The 23,733-nt window shown below is 63.4% G+C and carries 22 protein-coding genes; 3 read left to right on the top strand and 19 right to left on the bottom strand.

The window, feature by feature from the left end:
* From BMI86_RS07560 to BMI86_RS07540, 5 genes are read right to left on the bottom strand one after another with little or no spacing between them, the layout of a single operon-like run.
* Complete coding sequence (locus BMI86_RS07560) at positions 1–330, bottom strand: DUF2190 family protein (protein ID WP_078540507.1); 330 nt, start codon at positions 328–330, stop codon at positions 1–3.
* A 1-nt stretch (position 331) separates the two neighbouring features.
* The gene (locus BMI86_RS07555) at positions 332–553 is read right to left on the bottom strand and encodes a hypothetical protein (protein ID WP_005978338.1); all 222 of its coding nucleotides are present in this window, start codon (positions 551–553) and stop codon (positions 332–334) included.
* A complete protein-coding gene (locus BMI86_RS07550; protein WP_168173806.1) occupies positions 553–2,316 on the bottom strand; it encodes a prohead protease/major capsid protein fusion protein in 1,764 nt (587 codons plus the stop codon). Before BMI86_RS07550 ends, BMI86_RS07555 begins: the two co-directional genes overlap by 1 nt.
* On the bottom strand, positions 2,303–3,685 hold the full coding sequence (locus BMI86_RS07545; RefSeq protein WP_078540505.1) for a phage portal protein: 1,383 nt from the start codon (positions 3,683–3,685) through the stop codon (positions 2,303–2,305). The genes BMI86_RS07550 and BMI86_RS07545 overlap by 14 nt, the downstream gene beginning before the upstream one ends.
* A complete protein-coding gene (locus tag BMI86_RS07540; protein WP_078540504.1) occupies positions 3,685–4,311 on the bottom strand; it encodes a hypothetical protein in 627 nt (208 codons plus the stop codon). Before BMI86_RS07540 ends, BMI86_RS07545 begins: the two co-directional genes overlap by 1 nt.
* A gap of 323 nt (positions 4,312–4,634) precedes the next feature.
* On the opposite strand from BMI86_RS07540, the gene BMI86_RS07535 reads away from it, so the two are divergent.
* Positions 4,635–5,171, top strand: a complete 537-nt coding sequence (locus tag BMI86_RS07535) for a hypothetical protein (RefSeq protein ID WP_078540503.1) — start codon at positions 4,635–4,637, stop codon at positions 5,169–5,171.
* A 5-nt stretch (positions 5,172–5,176) separates the two neighbouring features.
* Entirely contained in the window at positions 5,177–5,338 is a 162-nt protein-coding gene (locus tag BMI86_RS21215; RefSeq protein ID WP_168173805.1) for a hypothetical protein, read from the top strand.
* Here BMI86_RS21215 and BMI86_RS07530 read toward each other — a convergent pair.
* From BMI86_RS07530 to BMI86_RS07515, 5 genes are all read right to left on the bottom strand, one after another.
* Positions 5,335–5,865 (bottom strand): hypothetical protein, encoded by a 531-nt coding sequence (locus tag BMI86_RS07530; protein WP_078540502.1) that lies wholly within the window; start codon positions 5,863–5,865, stop codon positions 5,335–5,337. The two genes, BMI86_RS21215 and BMI86_RS07530, sit on opposite strands and share 4 nt — an antisense overlap.
* Positions 5,865–7,646 (bottom strand): phage terminase large subunit family protein, encoded by a 1,782-nt coding sequence (locus BMI86_RS07525; RefSeq protein WP_078540501.1) that lies wholly within the window; start codon positions 7,644–7,646, stop codon positions 5,865–5,867. Before BMI86_RS07525 ends, BMI86_RS07530 begins: the two co-directional genes overlap by 1 nt.
* On the bottom strand, positions 7,622–7,942 hold the full coding sequence (locus BMI86_RS20940) for a hypothetical protein (RefSeq protein ID WP_143594736.1): 321 nt from the start codon (positions 7,940–7,942) through the stop codon (positions 7,622–7,624). The genes BMI86_RS07525 and BMI86_RS20940 overlap by 25 nt, the downstream gene beginning before the upstream one ends.
* Positions 7,943–7,996: 54 nt before the next feature.
* Positions 7,997–8,494: a hypothetical protein gene (locus tag BMI86_RS07520; protein ID WP_078540500.1), complete on the bottom strand. Its 498-nt coding sequence runs from the start codon at positions 8,492–8,494 to the stop codon at positions 7,997–7,999.
* Between the two features lie 317 nt (positions 8,495–8,811).
* Complete coding sequence (locus BMI86_RS07515; RefSeq protein ID WP_078540499.1) at positions 8,812–10,806, bottom strand: AAA family ATPase; 1,995 nt, start codon at positions 10,804–10,806, stop codon at positions 8,812–8,814.
* A 702-nt stretch (positions 10,807–11,508) separates the two neighbouring features.
* On the opposite strand from BMI86_RS07515, the gene BMI86_RS07510 reads away from it, so the two are divergent.
* Complete coding sequence (locus tag BMI86_RS07510; protein ID WP_078520990.1) at positions 11,509–11,925, top strand: universal stress protein; 417 nt, start codon at positions 11,509–11,511, stop codon at positions 11,923–11,925.
* A gap of 297 nt (positions 11,926–12,222) precedes the next feature.
* On the opposite strand, the gene BMI86_RS07505 is transcribed toward BMI86_RS07510, so the two are convergent.
* The 9 genes from BMI86_RS07505 to BMI86_RS07465 all read right to left on the bottom strand — a co-directional run bounded on the left by BMI86_RS07505 (position 12,223) and on the right by BMI86_RS07465 (position 23,250).
* On the bottom strand, positions 12,223–13,272 hold the full coding sequence (locus BMI86_RS07505) for a betaine/proline/choline family ABC transporter ATP-binding protein (protein ID WP_078540498.1): 1,050 nt from the start codon (positions 13,270–13,272) through the stop codon (positions 12,223–12,225).
* Positions 13,273–13,282: 10 nt separating this feature from the next.
* On the bottom strand, positions 13,283–14,326 hold the full coding sequence (locus tag BMI86_RS07500) for an ABC transporter permease subunit (RefSeq protein ID WP_078540496.1): 1,044 nt from the start codon (positions 14,324–14,326) through the stop codon (positions 13,283–13,285).
* A gap of 114 nt (positions 14,327–14,440) precedes the next feature.
* On the bottom strand, positions 14,441–15,436 hold the full coding sequence (locus BMI86_RS07495; RefSeq protein WP_078540494.1) for an ABC transporter substrate-binding protein: 996 nt from the start codon (positions 15,434–15,436) through the stop codon (positions 14,441–14,443).
* Positions 15,437–15,930: 494 nt separating this feature from the next.
* Positions 15,931–16,974, bottom strand: a complete 1,044-nt coding sequence (locus BMI86_RS07490; RefSeq protein WP_078540493.1) for an ABC transporter ATP-binding protein — start codon at positions 16,972–16,974, stop codon at positions 15,931–15,933.
* Position 16,975: 1 nt separating this feature from the next.
* Positions 16,976–18,244 carry a hypothetical protein gene (locus BMI86_RS07485; RefSeq protein ID WP_078541354.1) on the bottom strand — a complete coding sequence of 423 codons (1,269 nt, stop codon included), beginning with the start codon at positions 18,242–18,244 and terminating at the stop codon, positions 16,976–16,978.
* Between the two features lie 6 nt (positions 18,245–18,250).
* Complete coding sequence (locus BMI86_RS07480) at positions 18,251–19,465, bottom strand: carbohydrate ABC transporter permease (protein ID WP_078540492.1); 1,215 nt, start codon at positions 19,463–19,465, stop codon at positions 18,251–18,253.
* On the bottom strand, positions 19,462–20,697 hold the full coding sequence (locus BMI86_RS07475) for a sugar ABC transporter permease (RefSeq protein ID WP_078540491.1): 1,236 nt from the start codon (positions 20,695–20,697) through the stop codon (positions 19,462–19,464). The genes BMI86_RS07480 and BMI86_RS07475 overlap by 4 nt, the downstream gene beginning before the upstream one ends.
* A gap of 81 nt (positions 20,698–20,778) precedes the next feature.
* Positions 20,779–22,140: an extracellular solute-binding protein gene (locus BMI86_RS07470; RefSeq protein ID WP_078540490.1), complete on the bottom strand. Its 1,362-nt coding sequence runs from the start codon at positions 22,138–22,140 to the stop codon at positions 20,779–20,781.
* Positions 22,141–22,170: 30 nt separating this feature from the next.
* Positions 22,171–23,250, bottom strand: a complete 1,080-nt coding sequence (locus tag BMI86_RS07465; RefSeq protein WP_078540489.1) for a substrate-binding domain-containing protein — start codon at positions 23,248–23,250, stop codon at positions 22,171–22,173.
* Positions 23,251–23,733 lie beyond the last annotated feature (483 nt).

The raw sequence follows: 23,733 nt of genomic DNA, 5'->3' as shown, positions 1-23,733 counted from the left end.
TCAGAACGCCCCGTTGAGGCGGACGCGAACGGACCCGGACGGGTTGCCCGCTGCCGAGACGGCCACGCCGATCTTGGTGTTGCCGCTGGCGGTGCTGGTCACTGCCCCGTCGGACGTGCGGAAATAGACTGCATCGCCCACGGCCAGTTCGTCGGTGGAGACTTTGGGCATCTCGAAGACGCCTTCCGTCACCAGCACCAGAGGTTCGCCAATGGCGGCGTCGCCCGATGCGATGCCGAAGAGATTGCCGAGTTTGACGCCATCGCCAGAGCTGGCGGCGGCCACGGCGGTGACGGTGAGGTTTTCACCGGGTTGCACGAAATTGCGCATTTCAGGTTCCTTTCGAGGTTCGGAAATGAAGGGTGGTCGGCGTCCGACGCCCGGCCAGTTCGGCAATCTGCCGGTCCAGCGACGCCAGAGCGGCGGCCATCTGGGCGTCGGACTTGTATTCGACTTCCTCGCCATTCTGGTCACGGAAGCGCCGCACGCCGCCCGCACGCGCCGTCAGAAGCGCGTCACGGGCTTGCGTGAGCTGGTCGAGCGTCAGCGCCATCAGGAAGCCGCCACGCGCTGCGCGCCGCGCCAGTCGAGCCAGCCCGCGCCGAAGTCGAGGAAGCCCCGGAAGGACAGCCCCAGCGTGTCCCAGCTTTCGCGGCGCTGGACTTGGACGCCCTCGGCCCCGCTCAGATAGGCGTAGCGCAGGCAAGCCAGACGGCCCGGGTCCGCGAAGAGATACCACGTGCCCGACGGCAGGCGCGGTTCCACCAGCAGCTTCAGCTTGCCCGCGAAGGGGTTCACGTCCGCCGTGGTGCCGGGTTGGATCGCGGCAAGAATTTCCTCGGCCTCAGTTTCCAGATCGGCGGGCACCAGCAGGTAGCGCGGCGGCGCGTCGATGATGGTTTTGCCATCGGTGCCCTTGCGGAGGCGCATGGCTTCACGGTTCTCGGTCAAGGTCGCCTTGGACGGCAGCCCGGCGGTTTCCCCGATGTTGCCCCGGCTGGCGTCGAAGACGGGCGTGCCGTCGCGCATGTCCGGGTTGCTGGTTAGCATCGCCACCATGATCGCCGCTTCCGTCTGCGCAGCCGCCTCGCCAAAGGCGCGCACGGTGTCGCTCAGAAGGTTCAGGTCATCATTGATGATGAGATTCCGGGTCAGGTCGATCCGGCGGCCAAAGGTCTTGAGGTTGATGGACTCGCCCTCTTCGGCCCGGCTGGTGGCGGTGAACTCGCCATTCTCGGCCATCTCTTCCAGCTCGCCCATTTCGCCAAGGCGAATTGCCGTGCTGGTCTTGAAGTCCCGGAGCGTCTGCTTGCGGCAAAGCGCCTTCAGGGGGCTTTCGGCGGCCCGGTAAGACGCCATCGCGGTCTTGCCGGTCGCGTCCATGACGGTCAGGGCGAAGTCGCTGGTGCCGTGCGCGGCGGCGCGGTGAAGCACTTCATCCCGGCTCATGCCGCGCGTGCTGGTGCCCATGCGCTCCACGGATTCGCGGGCCATGTCCATCAGGCTCACGTCGGCATAGGTGCGCGACGCCTCGGGCAGCTCTTCCAGCCCGCCCATGCGATAGGCAAGCGCCTCGGCTTGTCGGGTGCGGATCGTGGCCGGGTCTTCGTTCGAGCCATGCACGCGGACCACGGGGGCCGAGCGGCGGGTTTGCTGAGCGTCGAAGACGGCAGCCTTGGCGGCGGTCATGTCGGCTTCGTCGTCAATGAGCTGGTCGGCCAGCTCCGGGCCAAGCCCGGCAGCGCGGACAAGCCCCCGGATGTCGCTCCGGCGTTGCGCTTCCACCTCTTGCGGCGAAAGGGTTTCGATGGTCTCGGGCATGGGTTCCTCTTTCTGCCGTAGACGGGCGGACGGGTCCGCCGGATTAGAGGTCAACGTGACCTCGGTGAGACGCCATCCGGTCGGGCTCTTCACCCTGCCCTGCGGCGTATTCCGTTCGACCCAGCCCGAGACGCGGTAGCCGATACTGACTCCGCTCACGGTGCCGTCCGCGATCCGCTGGACCACTGGGGCCGCGTCTTCGGCGCTGGTAATTTCGAGCACGGCCACCACGGCGTCGCCTTCCACGGCGATGGACCGGACGCGGCCAAGCTGGTCGCGGACAGAGGCGGTGCGATGCGAGTCCAGGACGGGCAGCCCTTCAGCGCCCGACAGGTCCAGCGTGTCGGCGGTCAACACCTCCAGAAACGCCCCCCGGGCATCGCGCCGGGTCACGGGCGACGGCGTGGCGATCACGGCGGACACGGTGCGCGTCTCAGGGTCATAGCTGTTAGGCCGGGTCTGGGCGGCCCGCGTCAGCAGGTTATCGAGGGGCATTCGAGCCTCCACTACTGAAGGACAGGCCAAGCTCGGATTCCCGCGCCCGGTCATCGGCAATCTCGCGGTCCAGCTCGGCCACGTTCCAGCCGAGTTGCGCGACGGCTTGGCGGCGGCTGGTCAGCCCCATTTCGAGGGCAGCACGGGCCGCTTCCATGTCCTTTTGCGGGTCCACCTGCATGGGACGCGGCGGCAGCCACTCGGCTTTCCGCGCGGCGGCAAGGTCCGCCACGTCCAGACGCCCGGCCAAGTATTCGTCGGTGACAAAGCGTTGGAAGATCGGATTCAGGAATTGCGGGACAAGCGTGTGATAGACGTATTGCTCCACCTTGGCCCGGAACGGCAGCAGCCCGGCCCGCAGGCTGGAATAGTTCGCTTGGCTCAGATCGCCGTCAACAAGGTGCTGGGGCACGCCCAGCCCGGCGGCAATCTGGCCGAGCGTCAGCTTGGCGAAGGCGATGGACTCCTTGGCTTGCTCGGGCGCGGCAAACTTGATGTCAGTGCCGCCCGGCAGGACGCGCACCACGCCGGGTTCAAGGGAAATGTCCCCGCCGTCAGCTTCGGGGAAGGCTTCACCAGCGCCGCCCATGTTAGTGGCGTCGGTGACGAAGCCCGCGAACATGGAAGAGATTTTGAGCCCGACAAGCATGGCATCGAGGGCTTGGTCCAGCTCATTAACGGTCAGCAGGATCGGGGCGAGTTGGGAAATGCCGCGCACTTGGCCCGGGCCGAGCTGGCGGAAAATGTGGATCACGTCTTCAGCCGGAACGCGGATGAACTCTTGCGCGGTCGGGAAAAGATCGGTCGGGCGTTGCGGGCGGAAGCGATAGGCGCGGCGCGTGCCATTGGCGGCAAACTCCACGCCCGCCACCACATAGCCCCCGTCGCCCAAGTCCCGGGTGTCGGACTCGTCCAGAGCCTCGGCAGGGTATTGACGCCAAACGGTGCGCCCGTCGCGGTTCTCGGCAACGAAGAGGGCTTCCCCGTCCACGATCTCCGCCAGCACGGCGGCGGCGGTCATGCCGCGAAAGTCGGTGCGCCCTTCGGCGTCCAGATCAGCGTCAGAAAACGCCTTGTCGATCAGCGCGGCCACGTCCTTGTCGGGATAGGCCGAATTGGCTTCGATGCCCGCACCCACGGCCTCGGCCACAATCGCGTCCACGGCGTTGCGGATATAGCCGTTGTTGGCATAGGCGTGCCGAGCCCGGGCGCGCACCGGAATGGCGGCGGCCAGCGTCTCGGTGCCATGCGAGCCAAAGTGCCGCCCGAAGCCCGCGCCACGACGGCCTCCGGCAGCCGCATCAAAGGACCGGACGGCCACCGGGGCCGCGTCGCGCTTAAAGGGATTGAGGCGGGACAACAGGGACATTAGTGCAGCACGCCCTTTTCGCGGGTCAGGTGCTCAAGGATCGGGTCCAGCTCAAGCGCCCAGACGCTCCGACGCTTCCATTCAGGCCCCATGTGCCAATCGGTGCCTTCGGCGCTCGGGTATTGAATCACGCGGGCGCGATGGTCGAGGAAACCGGAATCTTCGCGACGGAACGCCACCAGCTCGAAGGTGAAACCGCGATGCCCCGCAAGGTAATTGCGGAAGACCCACGACGCAGGATTGCGGCAGGGGAAGTTCGGTTTTTCGCCAGCGGCGATTTGCTCCGGGGACAGAACGTCCCGTGCATTGAAAAACTGCAATGCGGTTGCGGCCCGAGCGAAGATGCCTTCCCCGGTAAATCCGGCTTCGGACATACGGATCAGAATTCCGCAGATCAGGACTTGCTCCGGGTGGTAGAGGAAATGCGGGCGCTTGGCCGAGACGTTGCGGCGATAGGGGTGCAGCAGGCCACGCGACGCCGCGTTGCGCCAATAGTTCGAGGTCTTGCCCGTATCGAAGCCCGGCTCCGCCAGTGCGCGGGAAGCAACGGCCTTGGTGATGCCGCGCTTATCGTCCGGGCCATCGTCTACAATGAACGGGCCTGCATAGGTTTCTTCGTCGGTCATGGGGCGTCCTTTCAGGAAGAATCACCCCACTATCGTCAGAACTCTAGACGGTATCAAGTTGTTGTTCTGCAACGACTACTCAGAGTAGACAATGGTTACTTGTATGAAGTTTTTTCTTGAACCGTCTTAACTCTAGACGTATTTATCGAGTCGTCAGTTATTCGAGTGGCTGACATTCGAGAGCCGTAGTGCCCGGGCGGGGGCTCATCCTCACCCGTCCGGGCATGCAAGGAATTTGCCAGACCTCGCCCGTGGTCTGGCAGATACGGGGGGCGCGGCAGTCCCATGCTAGTCAAGCGCCCCCCTTTTCAAAGAGAGAGCCCATGCACACGAAGCGCCAAAAAGAAGAAGAAGCGGTGACTCTTCGGGATGTTTATCGCGAAACCCCCAGCGCACGAGCCCAGCTAGTTGGGAAGATGTATGAAGACGGGTGCGACGTTGCCGAGTTTCGCGAGGCTCTGGAGTTAATACTCGGACAATCGCAAGATTACCTGAGCGCGATAGAAGTTGCAGGTGGTTTCCCGGGCTTAGTGCTGTGGTGCCTTTACGCAGACTTTCCGACTGCGCATCTTCCAGAGGACTTCACGATATATCGTGGCGGGCGTTGCTCAGCCGAAGATCTGCTAAACGGCCTCTCTTGGACGACGCGCTTTGATTGCGCTGCATGGTTCGCCATGAGGAAGACCGGAATCCAACGGGCTCCGACCGTAATCTCCACGACTATCTTTCGAGAAGACGTAATTGCCGTCTTGGATGGGCGTGGCGAACATGAAGTAATCCCCCAAAACATTTATGATGTTCAGCTTGCTACTCTGCGAGAAGTAGAAATAGGTGCCATGCGTTGGCAAAATCGCGAGTAGAGCATATGCCCACGAAGCGTCAAAAAGAGAAAGCCGAACGTAACGCCCAGCGTTTTATTCGGCTTGTCCTTCGCGGCTGGCGGGTGGAGACAATCGACGAATTGCCCGAAGCCGCCCGCAAGTCGCTCATGCAGCAAGTGGAGTGGAAGCGGAATCGCTTCGATTAGTGCATGGCAAACCCGAATTTAGAAAAGCCGTGACCATCGCCCGGGCGATGTTGGAGCCATGCCATGAGCTGACGAAAGATCAGTTCATGAACTTTCTCAATTTCTGGGCAGTTCTCCCCGTCAAACGTCACGTCCAGAGCTTGTTCGGACACGTCGATATTCACCTCTTTCCCGCGCCGCTTGCACTCTACATGCAAAATCAGATTGTGCTTCGGAAACGCCCCTTCGGACCTTTCGAGAATAACACCAAAGGCGAATTTGAAAGAGCCATCGGAGAAATGCGATATTGCATCGCGAAGTATCGGTCTTTCCTCAGTATTCCCGTCTTCGTCCAAGCTGAAAAAGGGCGTATAGCTCTTATAAGAAGTCGTCCTATCCTCTTTCCGAGGATAGCTTGCTGGCATCTCCAGATATTCACGTAGGCCATTTACAATTAGCATAGCCAGCGTTTCATTTTCTTGCACATATTGATGCTCCGCGTCTTTGTAGGTCGAAAACGCGGCGCGCAGTTCGTCGTATTTGCTCATTAGTTCGCCTCAAGCCATTTACTTTTCGTCACGGTAGCGCGGCGCTTGGGCATTGTCACCGCCTGAACCTCTTCGGCGCGACGGTCCACGTTGGCGTTGACCAGATTGCGCACGGCCATTGCGTAGATCACGCAATCGAGTGACTCCGCCCGGCGGCCCGGCGTGCGTTCCCATTGTCGGATCGGTGCGCCCTTGCGATACCGCACCACCAGCCGTTCGGACGCCAGCTCTTCATAGAAGCGCCCTTCCAGCGTGTCGGAGAACCGGACAGAGCGGCCACGAGTCAGCCGGTTGATAAGCTGCCCCTTGAGTCCGTCAACGCCCACGATGAAGAGCCGCGCGCCCCGCGTGTCGCTGGCCTTGATCGCCTGCCGGTCGCCTGATGCCCCCTTCACGGCATAGATGCGGCGGGCCATGCGGGGGCGGCAGAAGCCAAGCACACGGTCCATTGTCACGCCGTCGCCCGCGTCAATGCCCGTGGCGTCCACCCGCAGGAAGCCGCCCTTGGGGTGCTTCCAGACGGTGCGCAGGGCGTCATCCAGCTCGGCCCACACGTCGTCCCCCATCGGGTTGCCGTAAATCACGTCTTGCGCCAAGATGAAGACTTCATCCCGGCCCCAGCCCACAAAGACCGTTTCCAGCCGGTCACGCTGCACGTCCACGCCACAGGTGACGAAGAGCACTTCCGGCGGGATCGCATCGGGCAGTCCGAAAGGCTCGGCCCGGGCGGCCAGCGCCGCGTCGTCGATCTCTTCAGCGGCCTCACGCCAGCCTTGGCCCATGAGAGTGTTGGTCCAGACTTGCAGTTTGTCGGGGTGCGCCTTCGATTCGAGGAACTCTTGGGCGATCTTGCCCCAAGAGGCGTTCGCTAACGTGGACACAAGCGCGTTGAGCCGGAAACCGGCGTGGCCTCCCACCTCAGGCCGCGTGACGCGCCAGCGCCCGGCGGCCACCATCGCGGGCTTGTGCCGTTCTTCGGTCACGGCCCCGCAGCTCTGGCAGACATAGGCGGCTTTCAGGGGCTCGCCCTCGGGCCATTGGATGTCCGCCCACGTGATCTCATGGAATTCGCCACAGTGCGGGCATGGACACTCATAGACCCGGGAGTCGCTGTTGGCGTAGCTCCGCAGCACGTTGGATGTGGCCTCTAGCGTGGGCGTGCTTCCCAGCACGATCTTGCGATTGGGGAAGCTCAGGGTGCGGCGTTCGGCCAGTGTGAGGGGCGAGCCCTCGGCCCCCGGCTCCATTGCGTCGGCTTCGTCGATCAGCAGAACGCGGACGTTGTGGCGGCGCAGGTTGCGGGGGCTCTTTGCGGCCACCACCTTGAGGCTGCCACCGGGGAAGCGGCGGGACAGCAGCGTGTTGCGCCCGGCTTCGTCGGTCTCGGCAGACATAAGCCCCTTCAGCTCGGGCGTGGCCGAGAAGATCGGTTCCAGATCGCTCACCACGTAGTCGCGGGCGTCCGCCTCGGTCGGCTGCAAGACCATGATCGGCGCGGGCTCATTGGCGATGTATGCGGCCACGGTGCCCGAAAGCAGCGTGGTCAGCCCGACGCGCACCGGCTTCACCACGGTCACGCGCTCAATCAGCGGGTCGGAAATGGCCTCCGCGATGCCCCGTTGATACGGCCAGAGCGTGACGCGCCCCGGAGTGGCCGAGACGCCTTCAGGCAGCCGCATGGTGGTTTCGATCCAATCGGGCAGACTCAGGCGCAGCGGCGGCTTCAGCGCGGCCATCGCGTTGCGGCGGGTGCGGCTTAGAGCCCCAGCATTATGAAACATGCTGCCGCCATTTCACTGGCGCGTTGCGAACTGATGCTATTTTCTTTCGCGACTTCGTCAACGCAATTTACTATCTCATTCGCGATTACCTTGACGCCGCTGAAGCCGATCTTTCGCACCTTGGCTTCACCCAAGATTGTAACAGACCAATCACCTGCGGTTGCCAATTTATCAGAATACGAACCAGCCTTCCATTGGGCGAGGCTAGCATTGTGGAGCGTTCCTCCTTCATACCACTCCGCGAGCGCTGGAGTTGCGAAAAAAGTAACTACAAGAATTGCGACAAGCCATCTCATGAAATTTTTCCTTTTCAATTCGTCGCGCTATGGTGCTCAGAGATTTTTTTTGGGTCAACCTCCGTTGACCAACTCAACCAGCACATCGCGAACTTCGGCGTCCAGAGCGGCGAGGTCATGCGGGGTCAAGTGCCCGAGCTTGCTCGCGGCCCGGCTCGGCAGTGCAAGAAAGGCGGCGCGCACGTCTCGCAGCACGCTAGCCCACTCGCGTTCCACCTCGGCGGCGGCGATCAACTCGCCACGGGCCCGGGCGTTTTGAAGGGCGATCTTGTCCGCATTCTCTTTCGCCAGCCGCAGCTTTTCGGCGGCCAGTTCGGCGTCAACCCGGCGGCCAGTGGCCCCGACGCGGGCGTTCTCGCAGTAGGCTTTGACGGCGGCCCGGAGCGGAAACCGCTTGTCAGCGTTCCGGGGGATCACGCCTTCCCGGGCGAGAGCCGAGACGCGGTTGGCGGTCAGGCCGAGCCATTCCGCCAGCTCACCAGCGGTTACGCCCTCGGGTTCCGGGCCACCCACCAGCGCGTCTATTTCTGCCATTTCAGTCTTGGGGATCATGCGGGCCTCTCGGGAAAGTTGGGAACGGCGGTAAATTCGGGAAAATCGGGTTTTCCATTTGAAATTTTTTCTGAAGCGAGAAACGCCGGGGCTCCGCGTCCCCCGCGCTGCGACCAGACGGGAAGGACCCACTACGGGAACGCCGGTAATGCCGGTAACGCTGGCAATCTTCACCAACTCTCCACTGTCCGGGGCATGGGCGGACCGGACAACCGGACACCCCTAAAGGGGGGTGTCCGTGTCTGTCCGGTCTCGCGCCCACCTTTGCCCGGCGGACAAGTCTGGACATGTCCGGCAATGTCCGTGTCTGTCCGGTCCTACACATCGTCAAAATCCTCGGTGAACCGTTCGTTGTCGCTATACCGCTCCACGAATTTGCCCTCTGCGAAAATGACCACTCCTTCCCGGTTCAGTATTCCAACGGCCCGCCGGAACGCCTTCTTACGGGACTCGGGATCTTCCGACTGGGATACTTTGCGCCCCTCAACACAGGCGTCCCGCCACACGTCTTCCGGCACAAGCTGTCCTTTCCCCAGATCGCGAAGAATGGTCAGAGCGGCTTGGGCGCTGGGGGGCAAATTCGGACTACGGGCACGGTTCGCGCTGTCCGCCTCTTCACAGATAGCCGCCGTGATCGCGTCGCCATCTTCGTCGGTGCCGATTTCCCGGACGCCCACGGTAAAGGCCAGCTCTTGTTCGGTCGTGCCATTTCGGTTCTTGGACGGCTTCACGCTCACCATCCCGTCTTCCTTCTTGAGGTAGAGCGCCACGTCCAGCGCGCCGTTCAAGAGGCTATGACCACGGGGCAGCCCGTCGCCTGCCTTGGTGTCGTGGTGGATCAGCACGACAGCCGCCCCCCACTTGGTCAGGGATCGGGCAGCCGCCACCACTTGCCCCATGCCTTTTGCGTCGTTTTCTTCCAGCCCCGGGAACGCTACGGCCAAGGTGTCGATCACGACAAGCGCGGGACGCCGCTCCTTGACCGCCCGTTGCAGGGCCTTGAGCTGGCCTTGCTTGCTCAGAAGATCGGAGACCCCCTCCACCACCTTGAAGTCGGGTGCGTCGCCATGCTCGGCTTCCAAAGCCTGCACGCGCCCGCGCATCCCGTGCCCGTCTTCCGCTGCCACGTAGAAGACGCCACCAGCTTTCACGCGCTGCCCGAAGACCTCGGCCCCTTGGGCTACGGCGTAGCCAAGGCGCGGCGCGAAGAGGCTCTTGCCCGCGCCCGGAGCGCCCACAATGGCCGCCACGTCGCCTTGGGCAAGGAGTCCCTTGATGACATAGGGACGGGCGGGCGTGGCGGCACAATCGCTCGGGCTCAGGAAGGTCAGGCCACCAGAACGGTCAGACGGGCCGCCCACCAGTGCGTCTATTTCGTCCAGTTCGGTAGCGCCCCAATCGTCATAGATTGGCGTCACAAGCCCCTCAAAATCGTCCAGTAGCTCCATGTGGCGAAGCTCAGTCACGGCGTTGTCGCGCCAGCCGTGCCTCTCGGCCTCGCGAATAATGTGCCAGCCGGTCAGGCCACGGTCAGCCTTGCACGAGGCCCACAGCGCGTCCGTGTGGTCCGCGTCATAGTCGTGGTGTTGCTTGCTCCATTCATGGACCAGCTCGCGCCCCTCTTCGCTGTCCCCGGTCTCGCAATGCACGGCCATGACCATGTGCAGCCAAGCGTCCCGGCTGGCGTAGGCGTCGCCATCGTTCGGGCACTTCATGAGCGCATCTCGGATCACGCGGAAGGGAAGGCCCGTGGGCTCGCCCTGCCCCGGCTCCACGACCTTGCGGCGGATTGTCAGAGCCTCGGGCCACTCCGGCAACTCGCGCGTCAGACGGCCCGTATAGGCGCCTTTGCCGTTAGTCGCGCCGGGGGCTACCACGAAGCCCCCTTCGCCGCGCACGTCCAACCCAGCGGGCAGCCCGGCGGCGCTATTGCCTTCTCCTTGGTATTTGAAGTGGAGGTGTCGCCCTCCGGTCGGGGTGAAAGTCTGGCCGGGCGACAAGGTATCCACGTCCAGCCCCAAAGCTCTGAGACCAGCGAAACCGTCCTTGCCGTTTTTCAGGTCTACGTCCAAGGCCACGAAGCCGTTGAGCTTACCAGTTGGCAGCCCGGGCATGGCATCGGGCCACTTCGCCCACCAGCGCTCAATCTGCCGGGCGTCACCAGTTGCCTTGTTTTGCCAGCCCTTGACCAGAGGGCGCTTGTTCGGTCCCAACGGGATCACGAAGTAGCCTTCAGCAGCCAGATCATGGGCAGTTTGGCGGTTGTCGAAGACTTGGCCTTTGGGAGCTTTCGAGTTATGTTTTGTTTGCATCTTTCAGCCTTTCTTAGATGCCACGGCGCGGGGGCTTGCAGGCCCAGCACGCCAAATTTCAGGTAGCCCGTCCCTTTCGCAGAGGGGGCGGGTTACTCATTTCAGGATAGCGGGGAAGCGGGCTTCGTGTCATCGTGGCCCGGAAGGTGACAATCAGATTTTGCAACACACACTGCAACACATTTTGCGTCGCGTGTGTTTTGTATGTATTTGTTTTATTTATATTAAATATGAATACGCCGAGCATGTAGCGGACTTCGTCTCCGCCATCACCCAGTGCGGAAAATCTAATCTGTTCCTGCCAATCGGTTATCGGGACAGATCAAAAGCCCTTCGCCACGCGTGAACACCCCACATCATCCTCTGCCACACAGTCTTGAACGATGAGCCCGGCGCATCTTCTATTGCTCGATCGGCCATACGTTCGACGATCTGCGGGTCGATCAGGTGACTGAGATCATCCGGCGCGGGATGCGGTGGGCGGGTCTGCGCAACCGACCTGCCCCCGAGTGATCCGGGACCGAGCCGTGCTATGCGCTGCGGGAATACGCGATCATCGATGTCGCATCGGGGCATTGGAGCGACGTATGTGCTCGATTGGAGGATGAAAAATCGTCGTAGGCGCGGGGCTCGTTCAATCCGGGTTTGCGCCCGGTCGCCACGCGGTTCATTCTCCGCCTCGAATTTCCCCCGGAGGCCATCATGGCACGCCAGACAAAGCTCATCCTCTGCCCGATCAACCTGCGCCACGCCCAGGTCGAGCATCATGCCTATATGGAAGCCGTCGAGATGGCGCGGCGGCGGCGTGCGAAGCTGATCGTGGCGACGATCGCGCCCGAGATCGAGCGTAACCTCAACATCTACAACTCGGATACCTATTGGGGCCAGCAGCTGCGCAAGTTCCTCAACGACAATCCCGCCAGCGGGGTGACCGAGGTCGAGATGGTCGTGCGCAAAGGCGCGGTGCATCGCCAGATCGTCAAGCTGGCGGATGAGCGCAAGGTGGACCTGATCGTGATGGAAGCGGCCAACCCGAAGGTGCAGGACTACCTTTTGGGCACCACGGCGTCCCATGTCGTGACCCATGCGGAGTGCTCGGTCTACGTCGTTCGCAGCTAAGGGCTGGCCCGGGGTGCGACCAGCACACCGAGCAGCGCCCGACCTCCCCACGGGAGGGCGCTTTTTCGCCACCTGCGCGCGCATGAATGTCGGAAGGGTTCGGCGGGATAAAGTGTAGACCACTAAGGTCGGGGACATGCGCCCACCCGAGGTCGGGCACTGCCCTATCGATGCGCCATCCCACGGACCGGCGCGCGCCCTGCTCCCGCGGCAGTTCAAGCTGATATTTGGGAAAAGCCCGCGCCTGTCGCGCGGCGGATCGGACCCGCCCCAATGCAGGGGCGGATCCCTTTCTTCTCACCTCTTGGCGGTCTCGCCCGAGGACTGCGCGGGCACCAGCGCGCGCATGATCGAGGGCATGGTGAGGCTGCCCACCGGTTCGCCCCTCATCATCACGCGATAGCGGCGGTCGAGCGCCCCTTCGGCCTTGGCGATGACGCTCTCGAGGTTGTCGTTGCCGTCGATATCGCCCGACATCTCGCCCTCCGGCGCGCCGCGCTCCATCACCGAGCGCACACGCAACACGCGGGCGCGGTTGATGTCGGCCACGAAGTCCTCGATGTAAGGATCCGCCGGGTTGAGCAGAATCTCCTGTGGCTCGCCCTGCTGGACCACCCGACCGTCATTCAGGATCACCAAGTGATCGGCGAGCTTGAGCGCTTCGTCCAGATCGTGAGTGATGAAGATGATGGTCTTGTGCAGCTCGGCCTGAAGCTCGAGCAGCAGATCCTGCATGTCGGTCCGGATCAGCGGATCGAGCGCCGAGAAAGCTTCGTCCATCAGCATGATGTCCGAGTTCGACGCCAGCGCCCGGGCGATGCCCACACGCTGCTGCATCCCGCCCGAGAGCTGGTGCGGGTGGTGATCGCCATAGCCGCCGAGCCCGACGCGGTCGAGCCATTTCTCGGCCTCGGAGACATAGTCGGAAGCCGGGAAGCCACGGGTGGCCAGCGCCATCGCCGTGTTCTCCGCCACCGTGCGGTGCGGCAGAAGGGCGAATTTCTGGAACACCATCGACATCCGCTCGCGCCGCAGCTTGCGCAGCTGCGCCTCGTTATAGTCGAGGATGTTCTCGCCATTGACGATCACTTCGCCAGCGGTGGGTTCGATGAGCCGGTTGAGGTGCCGGATCAGCGTGGATTTACCCGAGCCCGAAAGCCCCATGATGACGGTGATCTCACCCTCTTTCATGTCCACGTTGATGTCGTTGAGCCCGAGCACGTGATTGCGCTTCTCGAGCAGTTCCGGCTTGCCCATGCCCGCCTTGACGTCTTCGAGCGCCGCTTGCGGATCCGACCCGAAGATCTTGTAGAGGTGTCGGATCGAGACTTTGATTTCTTTCGTCATGTCTGTCTCCTCACTTCCGGCTCTTGCTGGTGTCGATCCGGGCGAGCGAGGCTTTCGTCACGCGGTCGAGCAGGATCGCGATGATCACGATCCCGAAGCCAGCCACGAGACCCGTACCCAGTTCGAGCGACCGGATGCCGCGCAGCACGAGCACGCCCAGACCCGGAGCCGAGACGAGCGAAGCGATCACCACCATGGCGAGGCTCATCATGATCGTCTGGTTCACGCCGGCCATGATGTTGGGCAGCGCGAGCGGGATCTGCACGCCGAACAGCTTCTGGCGCTTGGTCATGCCGAAGGCGTCGGCCGCCTCGATCACGTCGGGATCGACCAGACGGATACCGAGATCGGTCAGGCGCACCACGGGCACGATCGCATAGAGGATGATCGCGATACCGTAGAGCTTCGGCTCGGTGACCGAGAACAGGAAGATCAGCGGGATCAGATAGACGAAGGGCGGCAGCGTCTGCAGCATGTCGAGGATCGGGATCACGGTGCGCTGGAGCCTGTCGCTCCGCGACATCGCAATGCCTATGGGCACCCCGAAGAGGACGCATATGAAGGCACAGACGAAGATGATCGCCAGCGTCTGCATCGCCGCTTCGTAGTGATTGATGAAGGCGAGGAAGGCGATCGAGACCAGCACGAAGACCACCAGTCTCCAGGAGCGCGTCACCAGCCAGGTGATCAGCATCAGGATCGGCACCATCAGCCACCACGGCGTGTTGGTCATGATCCAGAGCATGTCGCGCAGGGCCCAGCTCAGCGGCTGGGTCAGCGGGTCCACGACGGCGCGCAGCCCGCCACGGATCGCGAGGAAGCCGTCCTCGAGGCCTTGCGTCACGTCGCGCGAGGGCGGGATCGCCCCGCAGGCCTTGTTCAGTGCGTCGAGCGAGGGGAAGGGCCAGTTCCAGAGGCTGGGGCCCTGCGTCGTGGTGCCGTCGGTCTGCGCGATCAGGTCGGCCATCGACGTCATGCCGCCGCCACCGTCGCCGCCGGCCGAACACCAGTCCTTCAGCCCCACCGCGTTGAAGAAATTCTCGTAAGCTGCCATTGGTTTTCCGGGTCGCCGAAGGAGACCCGTCCCATATTGTTGCGTGATTGATCGAAAAAGGACGGGGCCTGTCCCGGCCCCGTCCATGTGTTGCGCGTCAGGCGCGCGTCACGATCATCCGCCGATCAGCTTCGAAAGCTTCTTCTGGGCATCGGCATCGAGCCAGTTTTTCCAGGTGTCCTGGTAGTTCTTGATGAAGTAGACCGCCGTCTCTTCACCCGAGGCTTTGTTCTCGTCCTGCCAGGCGAGCAACTTCGACATGGTGTCGGTCTTGAAGCTCATCTTCGAGAAGAACTCGGTCTCGGCCGGGTGGGTCTTCGCGAAGTCGCTCGTCACCGAGGTCAGCACCGGAGCTGCCGGGAAGTCCGAAACCTGCGGGTTCGACGCGTCCTTGTTCTGGAGATTGTCGAACTTGGCCTTGTCGTAATCGCCAAGCTTCACGCGGGTCATGTCGTAGTTACCCATGACCACGGTCGGGCCCCAGTAGTAGCCGAACCACGGCTTCTTGTCGGCGAAGGCCGAACCGATCGACGAGGCGAGCGTCTGGCCGGAGCCGTGGTTGAACACCTCGATGCCCGAGCTCTTGAGGTCGAGCGCCTTGATCAGGTTGTCGCTCACGACGCGGCAGCCCCAGCCGTCGGGGCAGTTGTTGAACGTGCCGCCGACCCAGTCGGGATGCGCCATCACGCCCTCGATGGTCTTCAGCTCGGGGTGCTCTTTGGCGAGGTAGGTGGGGATCCACCAGCCTTCGACGCCACCCGGCTGGAGCGTCTTGGCGACGCGCTTGATCTTGCCTTCGCTCTCGAGCTTCTTGTAGGCGTCGCCGGCCGAATTCAGCCACAGGTTGGTGACGACGTCGGGGCGGCCGTTTTCGGCGATCGAGGTGATCGCGGGAATCGTGTCGGATTTGACCAGGCTGGTGTTACAGCCGTAGCCTTGGTCCAGCATGAACTTCGCGATGTTGGTGGTGACCTCGGCAGCGGCCCAGTTCATCTGGGCGATCGAGATGTCACCGCATTGCTCGGCGGCACGGGCGGTTCCGGTCTGGGCTGCAAAGCCGGTGACCATAGCGGTCGCACCGGCGACCGCGAGAAGTGTCGTCTTCCGCATATGTTTTCCTCTCATCCGTTGGATTGTTCACGATCGTTTTCGGATCGCATTCGCCTTGCGCGTGATGAGACCGTCCGACCTCCCCGCGCGGGCGTGCTTCCACCCGGGGGAGCGTCTCGGCCCATCGTCGATCTTCAGGTTGCGCAGTGCACGCGAATGCGCCCGTTCGACGATTGCCGCGAACGGTAGCGCCGGTGCTTCCGATCAGCAATCGTCCGCCGGTCACATTAATTTGAGAAAAGCTCAAGGGAACCCAATGATTACTGAGGGAAATTTTGTAAAAGGAGACACTTGCGCGGCGACAGAACGGCAAAGAGATCCGGCCCCCGGGGGATGCCGGACCGACAATTTTTGAGCATGTGCGCGCGAAGTCGCTAGGCGCGCCTCCGTTGCGTGAATTGACGCACTGACGCGCCTGCACGAGACGACGTCGCCTCGCCCCCTGCCCGCGCAATTTTCCGCGTTGCCCGGGCCGCACGCCCGGGCGCTCGGGATCAGACCGCCATGCCGTCCGCGTCGAAGAATACCGTGCGATCCGGCTCGAAGCTTAGCCCCGAGACATCGCCCGGACGCAGATCGGTATCGCCCGCGACGCGCACGTTCACGGCGCCCAGGGGGCCGCAATCGAACAGGATGAACGTGTCCGCGCCGAGGAATTCCACCACGTCGACGCGCCCGTCGCATTGCCCCTCGCCCTCGGCCACCAGCGAGATGTGCTCGGGCCGGATGCCAAGCTGCGTGGCTTGCGGCGCGGGACAGGCCCCGCCCCGCCCGCCTTCGAGGCTGTAGTTGCCGCCCGAGACCGCGCAGGGCATCACGTTCATCTTCGGGCTGCCGATGAATTGCGCGACGAACAGGTTCGCGGGTTTCTCGTAGAGCTCGCGCGGCGTGCCGACCTGCGCGATCTTGCCGTATTCCAGCACCACGATCCGATCCGCCAGCGTCATCGCCTCGACCTGATCGTGGGTGACGTAGATCATCGTGCGCTGGAGATTGCGGTGCAGCCGGGCGATCTCCAGCCGCATCTCCACGCGCAGCGCCGCGTCGAGGTTCGACAGCGGCTCGTCGAACAGAAACGCCGTCGGGTCGCGCACGATCGACCGCCCGATCGCCACACGCTGACGCTGGCCGCCCGACAGGTCCTTGGGCCGCCGGTCGAGGAAGCTCTGCAGCTTCAGGATATCGGCCGCCTCGTCGACCTTGGCACGCCAGTCTTCCTGCGGGGCCCCCGCCATCTTGAGCGAGAAGCCCATATTCTCGGCCACCGACATATGCGGGTAGAGCGCGTAGGACTGGAACACCATCGCGAGGCCGCGTTTCGAGGGCGGCTGGTCGGTCACATTCGCGCCGTCGATCTCGATCGCCCCGCGCGAGGTATCCTCAAGCCCGCCGATCATCCGCAGAAGCGTGGACTTGCCGCAGCCCGAGGGGCCTACGAAGACGACGAATTCGCCATCCTTGATCTCAAGGTCGATGCCCTTGATGACCTGGACGTCGCCGAACCACTTCTCGACACCGTTTAGCGTGATCGAACCCATTTCACCCCTCCTTGCCGGCCCAGGCGAGCCAGACGGCCGCCGTCCAGGTAAATGCCTTGCCGCCCGCGGCTGCGCCCGTCATCGGGTCGAAATACTCGACGAAGCCATAGCGCCCGATCACCTCGCGGGTGCGCTTGCGGACCTCTTCGCCAAGCGCGACGCCCCGCTCGGAGGCGCCCTCGCCGATCATCATGTTCATCATCCCCCAGGTCGGGCCGCGCCAGTAGCGCTTGGCGTCGAACCGCGGATCGAAAGGCGCGAGCGACGGCACGCCATAGGGGGCCGCATCGAGCACGCGGGCCAGATGCTGCTCCATATGCGGCGCGTCGAGCCCACCGAACCAGCACAGGAAGGAGGCGTTGCTCAGCGCGTTCGACCAGATTCCGTTGTTGCAGTTGTAGCTGTCGTAATAGCCCATGCCGGGGTTCCACAGCGCCTCTGCTCCGGCTTCAAGTTCGGCCAGCTGCGTGGCCATGTCGCCGGTGTCGAGATCCTGCGCCTCGCCAGCCGCCAGCAGGTCGCGCAGGCCGCGCATCAGGATGAAATGCATCGTCGGATCGGCGACCCTGAACGGGTTGCCCTCGGCGACTTTCGCATCGTCCCAATCCAGCGCCTTGGCGCGCTGCACCAGCCAGATATAGCGGTCGTAATCGTATTTCGTCGGACGCATCGAGGCGTCGACATGCTGGGTGTCGCGGCGCTCGTAAAAGCCCACATCCTGCGGGTCGATCCCGCTCATCGCGTCATCCCAGTCCGGCGCGTTGTCACGGCCCGATTCCCACGGATGGATCACGAAGATCGCGCCCTTCTCGTCGCGGCGCCATTTCAGGAACCACTCCGCCCATTTGCGCATCTTCGGATAGAGCGCGGCCAAGCGGGCCGCGCCTGCCTCCGGGTCGGCCGCCAGAAGCCGCGTCGCGAAGCTGAGTGCGACCGGCGGCTGGGTGATGCCCGAGGACGCGATCGGCCCGTTGCAGCCCCAGACGTCGGGGCCGGGGAAGTAGCCCGGATCGGGCTTGTGGAAGATGATATGCGGGACCATGCCGTTGTCCCACTGCCCCGAGAACAGCGTCTCGATCTCCTGCCAGGCGCGGTCCAGGTCGAACTCGGCGAAGCCGAGGCTCGCGAAGGCGCTGTCCCAGTTCCACTGGTAGGGATAGAGGCCGTCGGTCGGCACCGTATAGCCGCCCCGGTCGTTCTGGGTGAGGATGTCGCGCGCCGCGGCATCCCGGTCGGAGAAGTCGTCTGCGGCAGCCAGAGTTTCGGTCATCATATCTTATCCTTTCACCGCGCCAGCCGTCAGGCCGCGGGTCATGAAACGTTCGAGCCCGAGGAACAGCGCCATGATCGGCACCGTCGCGATGACGGCACCCGCCATCAGGTGCTGGCGCGGGATCTCGGAGGAGTTGAGCGAGGCGATGCCCCGCGTGAGGGTGAATTTGCTGGGATCGTCGAGCAGCATGAAAGCGAGCAGGAACTCGTTCCACGCGATCATGAAGACATAGAGCCCGACCGAAGCCATCGCGGGCAGCGCCAGCGGCAACGTGATCTTCCAGATCACCTTGAGCCGCGAGAGCCCGTCCATCAGGCCCGCCTCCTCGACCTCGACGGGGAGGCCGCGGAAATAGCCCTGCAGCATGTAGAGCGCGACGGGAATGGTCGTGACCGGGTAGATCATGACGATCCCGAGGATCGAGTTGCGCAGACCGACCATCGAGTAGGCGATGTAGATCGGCAGCGCGAGCACGATCATCGGCACCATGTAGATCAGCAGGATGCCGCGCGAGAACACTTTCTGCCCGCGGAAGCGCAGCCGCGCCACCGCATAGGCGCCGGGCACCGAGAACAACAGCGTCAGCAGTACGGTCAGCACTGAGACATAGAAACTCGTCCAGAGGTAGCGCCCGAAATGGAACCGCGTCATCAACTCGTAATAGCTGTCGAACAGGTGCCAGCCCCGGCTCAGGTCGATCGAGAAATCGAGCGGGTTGAGCATCAGCTGCTGCTGCGACTTCATCGAGGTCATGACCATCACGTAGAACGGGATGACCACGATCGCGGTGAAGAAGATATAGCCGAAGCCGGTGAGGAAGCGGATCACCGCATCCTCGAACTGGTGGCGCGTGAGCGCACCGAACCGCAGCTCGCGCAGGATCGAGTTGAGCGGAATCGAGACCGCTCCCGCCAGCACCACGCTGAGTGCGACGCGCCAGACAAAGTTGAAGCTGTCGTCGAATTGCAGCGCGCCGAGGCCCACCGCCATCAGCGCCAGCGCCACGATCACCGCCACCGCATCCGCGGCCCAGCGATTGGCGATGCGCACGCGGGCAAACCCGGTCGCAAGCCCGAGGATCAGCGACCCGATCAGAGCGGGCTTGGCCGCAGCGCCGGTCGCAAAGGAGATCGCGACCCCCAGCGTGACCGACATGACCAACGCCCAGAGCGCCCCGATGATCGGCCCGGTGAGATAGCCTTTATGCAGGATTTTCATAGCCCTTCCTCCCGGCTCATGGTGCGGAAGAACAGCCCCGAGAAGACCAGAAGGCAGGCGAAGATCACCACGGCGACCGCGGCACCCGCACCGATATTCGACACCGCGAAAGCCTGTTCGTAGACATTGACCGTCAGGACCCGCGTGCCGGCATTACCGCCGGTGAGCAGGAAGATGTCGTCGAACTTGTTGAAGGTCCAGATGAAGCGCAGCAGGAACAGGACCGACAGGATCCCCAGCAGCTGCGGCATCGAGAGATACCAGAATTTCTGGAACGGAGAGGCCCCGTCCATATCCGCCGCCTCATACATATCCGTGTCGATGCTCTGCATCCGCGCGAGGATGAAGAGGAACGAGAGCGGGAAATAGCGCCAGATCTCGAACACCGTCACCATGATCAGTGCGAGCGGTTTGGCCCCGAAGAAGTTGATCGCGCCTTCGCTCACGCCCATCTGCACCAGCAGCGCGTTGGCGGAGCCCGAATAGGGATCGAACAGCGTGATCCATGTGAAGGCTACCGCGATCACCGGGGCCACATAAGGAAAGAGGTAAAGCCCGCGCAGGATACCCTGCCCGCGGAAGCTCTTGTTCAGGAGCAGCGCCGCAAACAGCCCCACGACCAGCGCGCCCAGCGTGCCGAAGACCGTGTAGAACAGCGTAATACCCAGAACGCTCCAGAACTCGCTGCCCGAAAAGAGCTGGCGGAAGTTGTCGAGCGTGAAGGTGGAATTCGTCAGAACGTTCGAGACGTGACCGGTCGCCGTGACCTCGGCGTCACGCATCGCGCGCTCGGCCTCGCGGGTGTCCCCCGTCACCTGCGCATCGACGCGGAAGCGTTCGTTCGCGCCGGCCTCAAGCGTGCCGAAATCGCAAGACAGGTCCTGCCCGTCCATCGCGCAGCCCTGAGGCAGATCGCCGGTCAGCGCCACGCCCTCGGGCAGGGTCACGTTCAGCGCCGCATTGCGCATCTCCTGCTCGCGCGAGGGGTTGATGACGCGCAGTTCCAGAAGCGCCTGATCGCCGCGTTCGCGCAGCGCGACCCGTGTCCGGATTTCGGCGGGACGCAGATCGCCCAGCGTCACCGGCTTGAAGGAGATCCAGAAGATCGCCAGCAGCGGCACGATCACGACAAGCGCCACGATCGCGATGGTCGGGAACAGCAGGCCCCAGGCCAGGCGCGCCTCGCGACGAGCAAGCGCGCCGCGCCCCTTGGGCGGCGATATGTCAGTCATGACAGTCTCCAATCCATGCAGTCAGAGCGGGCTTTGGTCCCGGGGCAAGGCGCAACCGCCCTGCCCCGGCCAGAGGTCGGATCAGTTGATCTTGCCCAGCTCGTCGTTCATCTTCGCGACCGCATCCTCGGCCGAGATGTTGCCGTCGATGAAGTCGCGCACAACCCGGTTGATGACCTGGCTGTTGAGCATCTTCGAGGCCAGCGCGAGCTGCCCGTCCTTCACACCCCAGCGCTGTGCGGTGTCGAGACCCTTGGTGATCTCGTCGACCACGGCCGGCGCGTAGAGATCCTTGAGCGGCGCCTTGCGATCCACGCCCACCGGCAGGGTCGCCCAGAGCTTGGTGAACTTCTCCGGATCCGCATCGGTGCCGCGACGGGTCGGGAACTTGCCCTCCGGCGCGATCGACAGCGTCTGCTCGTAGCCGTCATTCATCGAGTAATCGACGAATTGCTCGGCCGCTTCGGTGTCGGCATCGGCGGTGATGGTGAAGTAACGCAGGTCCGCCCAGCTCGCACCGTCGGGGTTCGACGGGCCCGCGAGGTTGGTCACGACGCCGGTATCCTTCGACAGCTCGGTCGAGGTCGGATCGTCGTTGATCATCGGCGGGGCGCTGTCACGCAGACCGGCCAGTTCGTCGAGGATGAAGGGCGACCACATGATCATCGCCGCCTTGCCCGCGAAATACAGCTCGCGCGACTGCTTCCAGTAGTTCTCGCCGGGCGGGGAGGCGTCGGCCAACTTCTTGTAGAAGTTCAGCACCTCGACCGTCTTCTTCTCGTCGAGCGGCTTGAAGCCGTCCGGTCCCACCGGCGAGACGCCGTTGGCGAGGAAGATCTGCTCGAGGATCTGGCTCATGTAGTTTTCGTCGACTTTGGTCGCGGCGACGAAACCATACATGCTCGGCGGATTGTTGAGCTTGTCGAGCGCGGCTTCGATCGACTTGAAATCGGTCGGCGGCGCGAGGCCCGCCTTGTCGAACAGGTCCTTGCGATAAAGGATCATCTGGGTCCAGCCATCGACCGGCACGGCGGCGTAATCGCCATCCGTCTCGACCATTTTCAGCGCGCCGGGCGCGAAGGTCGCCGGATCGAGCTTGTCGACCACATCGGTGCTCGCCAGCGTGTCGACGATGCCCGCATCGGTCCAGGGCAGCACGTTCTGCAGCGGCGTGTAGATCACGTCGGGCAGATCACCCGCCGCGAAAGCCGCGGTGGCGCGCTGGTTCAGGTCGCTTTCGGTGACCGGGATCACGTCGACGGTGATTCCGGTCTTGGCCTTGAAGTCGTCGGCCATCTGCTGCTGCTTGGCCAGACGCTCGGGCTGTTCCTCGGTGGTCCAGAACTTGATCGTCTGCGCCTGCACCGCGACGGCGCCCGCCATCAGCGCCAACACGGTCGAGCCCATCAGCATCGCCGTTTTATGTCCTCGAATTAGCTTCATTTACTTTCCTCCCGGTAGATTTCGTTTCTCTTATGGGTCGACCGGCGGCCCGTCGGAGCCTCCCGGTTCCAGTTGCGCCGCCACCAATTCCGTCAGCTCTCCGGGCGGCGCACCGCGGAGCTGCGCGATCAACAGTGACGCGAGACGCGCGCCCGCGTGCTGGCTGTCGACTGCGAATGTCGTGAGGGGCGGATCGACCATCCGGCCCTCGGGAATACCGTCATAGGAGATGATCGACAGGTCGCGCCCGATCGTCAGCCCCCGCTCGCGCGCCACGTCATAGGCCCCGAGCGCAGTCGCGTCGGTGGAATAGACGATGGCGGTCGGGGGATCGGGCAGATCGAGCAGATCGCGCGCGGCCTGCGCCCCTTCCGCGCGGTCGGAAATCTCCATCAGCTCGAGCGCGGGATCGAAGGGCAGACCGGCCTCTTCCAGCCCCTCGCGATAGCCGTCCCGGCGCAGCAGCGCGAAATTGTAGCTCGCATGCGACCCGGCGAAGGCGATGCGGCGATGACCGAAGCCCGCCAGCCGCGCGACCGCGGCACGCATCGCGCCCTCGCCATCCACGTCGTACCACGACAGGCCCGGATCGGGCTGGCCGTGACCGGTGCGGCCGAACAGCACGAAGGGCACGTGTTTCGCCTGCAGGAACTTCACCCGCGGGTCCACGACCTGCGTCCGCGGCAGGATGAAGCCGTCGACCTTGTGCTCCTGCAAGAGCCGCGTGACCGTGTCCTCCATCTCCTCGCGCGAATTCGACGAGGCGATCGTCAGCGTCCAGCCTTCGAGCGAGGCTTCCTGCGTGATCCCGCCAAGGAAATCCGTGAGGAACGGCCCGTAGCGGTCCGGCGCGTCGAGTTCGAGCACCAGACCCAGCGCCCGCACCCGCCCCGTGCGCACGGCCTGCGCATAAGGCATCGGCGCATAGCCCATCTCGGCGGCCACGCGCGCCACGCGCTCGCGGGTCTCGGTAGAAATGTCGGAATAATTGTTGAGCGCCCGCGACACGGTGCTCTTGGTCAGGCCCAGCGCCTGCGCAAGATCAGAAATCCGCACCCGGCGCGGCGCCGGTTCGGACGGTTTCTTATCTGTGTCGCGAATCTCCTCCATGGCGAGAGACTAGGTTAACGAAACCGATTTCGTAAAGCCGAAACCGGTTTCGAAACACGAATTCGGCCTCAAGTCGCCGTGTGCCGCGCTGCGGCAATGTGGCTACGGACGGGCCGTGTTGAGGCCCAGCGATTTTTAGAAAACCTCGCGAAATCAGGTTACTAAAGGACGACTTTGACACTGTGGAGGACCGTGCGTTTGCCGTCCTCCTTCGCTGCACCGGTAGTCCGTCAGCGTCCGGCCCGGGAAAGCATCGCGCCATTGCGATCACAGCTTGGTGTTGAAGACAAAACCGCCGCGCGCCCCTATCGGAGAAAATATATTATTCACATATGCTTACGCGCCACAGTTAAAAAACTCGGCTTCGCCGTCCGGCGCCAGCTCCCTTTCCTTGCAGCTGAACCAAAGGCCGATTCAGTCCGTTGACTTACAGGGCAATCCAAACGCGCCCCCGAGTTTTTCAAAAGTTTCCTCAAGGACTGA

It is taken from the genome of Thioclava sp. DLFJ5-1 (assembly GCF_002020115.1).
GTDB classification, from domain to species: Bacteria; Pseudomonadota; Alphaproteobacteria; order Rhodobacterales; family Rhodobacteraceae; genus Thioclava; species Thioclava sediminum.
This window is presented reverse-complemented; position numbering and strand designations above follow the sequence as displayed.

Excerpts from the sequence above, each read along its gene's own strand:
- BMI86_RS07535 (WP_078540503.1), top strand. The coding sequence starts at position 4,635 with ATGCACACGAAGCGCCAAAAAGAAGAAGAAGCGGTGACTCTTCGGGAT.
- BMI86_RS07470 (WP_078540490.1), bottom strand. The coding sequence starts at position 22,140 with ATGAAGCTAATTCGAGGACATAAAACGGCGATGCTGATGGGCTCGACC.
- BMI86_RS07515 (WP_078540499.1), bottom strand. The coding sequence starts at position 10,806 with ATGCAAACAAAACATAACTCGAAAGCTCCCAAAGGCCAAGTCTTCGAC.
- BMI86_RS07530 (WP_078540502.1), bottom strand. The coding sequence starts at position 5,865 with ATGAGCAAATACGACGAACTGCGCGCCGCGTTTTCGACCTACAAAGAC.
- BMI86_RS07545 (WP_078540505.1), bottom strand. The coding sequence starts at position 3,685 with ATGTCCCTGTTGTCCCGCCTCAATCCCTTTAAGCGCGACGCGGCCCCG.
- BMI86_RS20940 (WP_143594736.1), bottom strand. The coding sequence starts at position 7,942 with ATGAGATGGCTTGTCGCAATTCTTGTAGTTACTTTTTTCGCAACTCCA.
- BMI86_RS07510 (WP_078520990.1), top strand. The coding sequence starts at position 11,509 with ATGGCACGCCAGACAAAGCTCATCCTCTGCCCGATCAACCTGCGCCAC.
- BMI86_RS07475 (WP_078540491.1), bottom strand. The coding sequence starts at position 20,697 with ATGACTGACATATCGCCGCCCAAGGGGCGCGGCGCGCTTGCTCGTCGC.
- BMI86_RS07505 (WP_078540498.1), bottom strand. The coding sequence starts at position 13,272 with ATGACGAAAGAAATCAAAGTCTCGATCCGACACCTCTACAAGATCTTC.
- BMI86_RS07480 (WP_078540492.1), bottom strand. The coding sequence starts at position 19,465 with ATGAAAATCCTGCATAAAGGCTATCTCACCGGGCCGATCATCGGGGCG.
- BMI86_RS21215 (WP_168173805.1), top strand. The coding sequence starts at position 5,177 with ATGCCCACGAAGCGTCAAAAAGAGAAAGCCGAACGTAACGCCCAGCGT.
- BMI86_RS07490 (WP_078540493.1), bottom strand. The coding sequence starts at position 16,974 with ATGGGTTCGATCACGCTAAACGGTGTCGAGAAGTGGTTCGGCGACGTC.
- BMI86_RS07550 (WP_168173806.1), bottom strand. The coding sequence starts at position 2,316 with ATGCCCCTCGATAACCTGCTGACGCGGGCCGCCCAGACCCGGCCTAAC.
- BMI86_RS07495 (WP_078540494.1), bottom strand. The coding sequence starts at position 15,436 with ATGCGGAAGACGACACTTCTCGCGGTCGCCGGTGCGACCGCTATGGTC.
- BMI86_RS07500 (WP_078540496.1), bottom strand. The coding sequence starts at position 14,326 with ATGGCAGCTTACGAGAATTTCTTCAACGCGGTGGGGCTGAAGGACTGG.
- BMI86_RS07465 (WP_078540489.1), bottom strand. The coding sequence starts at position 23,250 with ATGGAGGAGATTCGCGACACAGATAAGAAACCGTCCGAACCGGCGCCG.
- BMI86_RS07540 (WP_078540504.1), bottom strand. The coding sequence starts at position 4,311 with ATGACCGACGAAGAAACCTATGCAGGCCCGTTCATTGTAGACGATGGC.
- BMI86_RS07525 (WP_078540501.1), bottom strand. The coding sequence starts at position 7,646 with ATGTTTCATAATGCTGGGGCTCTAAGCCGCACCCGCCGCAACGCGATG.
- BMI86_RS07555 (WP_005978338.1), bottom strand. The coding sequence starts at position 553 with ATGGCGCTGACGCTCGACCAGCTCACGCAAGCCCGTGACGCGCTTCTG.
- BMI86_RS07485 (WP_078541354.1), bottom strand. The coding sequence starts at position 18,244 with ATGACCGAAACTCTGGCTGCCGCAGACGACTTCTCCGACCGGGATGCC.
- BMI86_RS07560 (WP_078540507.1), bottom strand. The coding sequence starts at position 330 with ATGCGCAATTTCGTGCAACCCGGTGAAAACCTCACCGTCACCGCCGTG.
- BMI86_RS07520 (WP_078540500.1), bottom strand. The coding sequence starts at position 8,494 with ATGATCCCCAAGACTGAAATGGCAGAAATAGACGCGCTGGTGGGTGGC.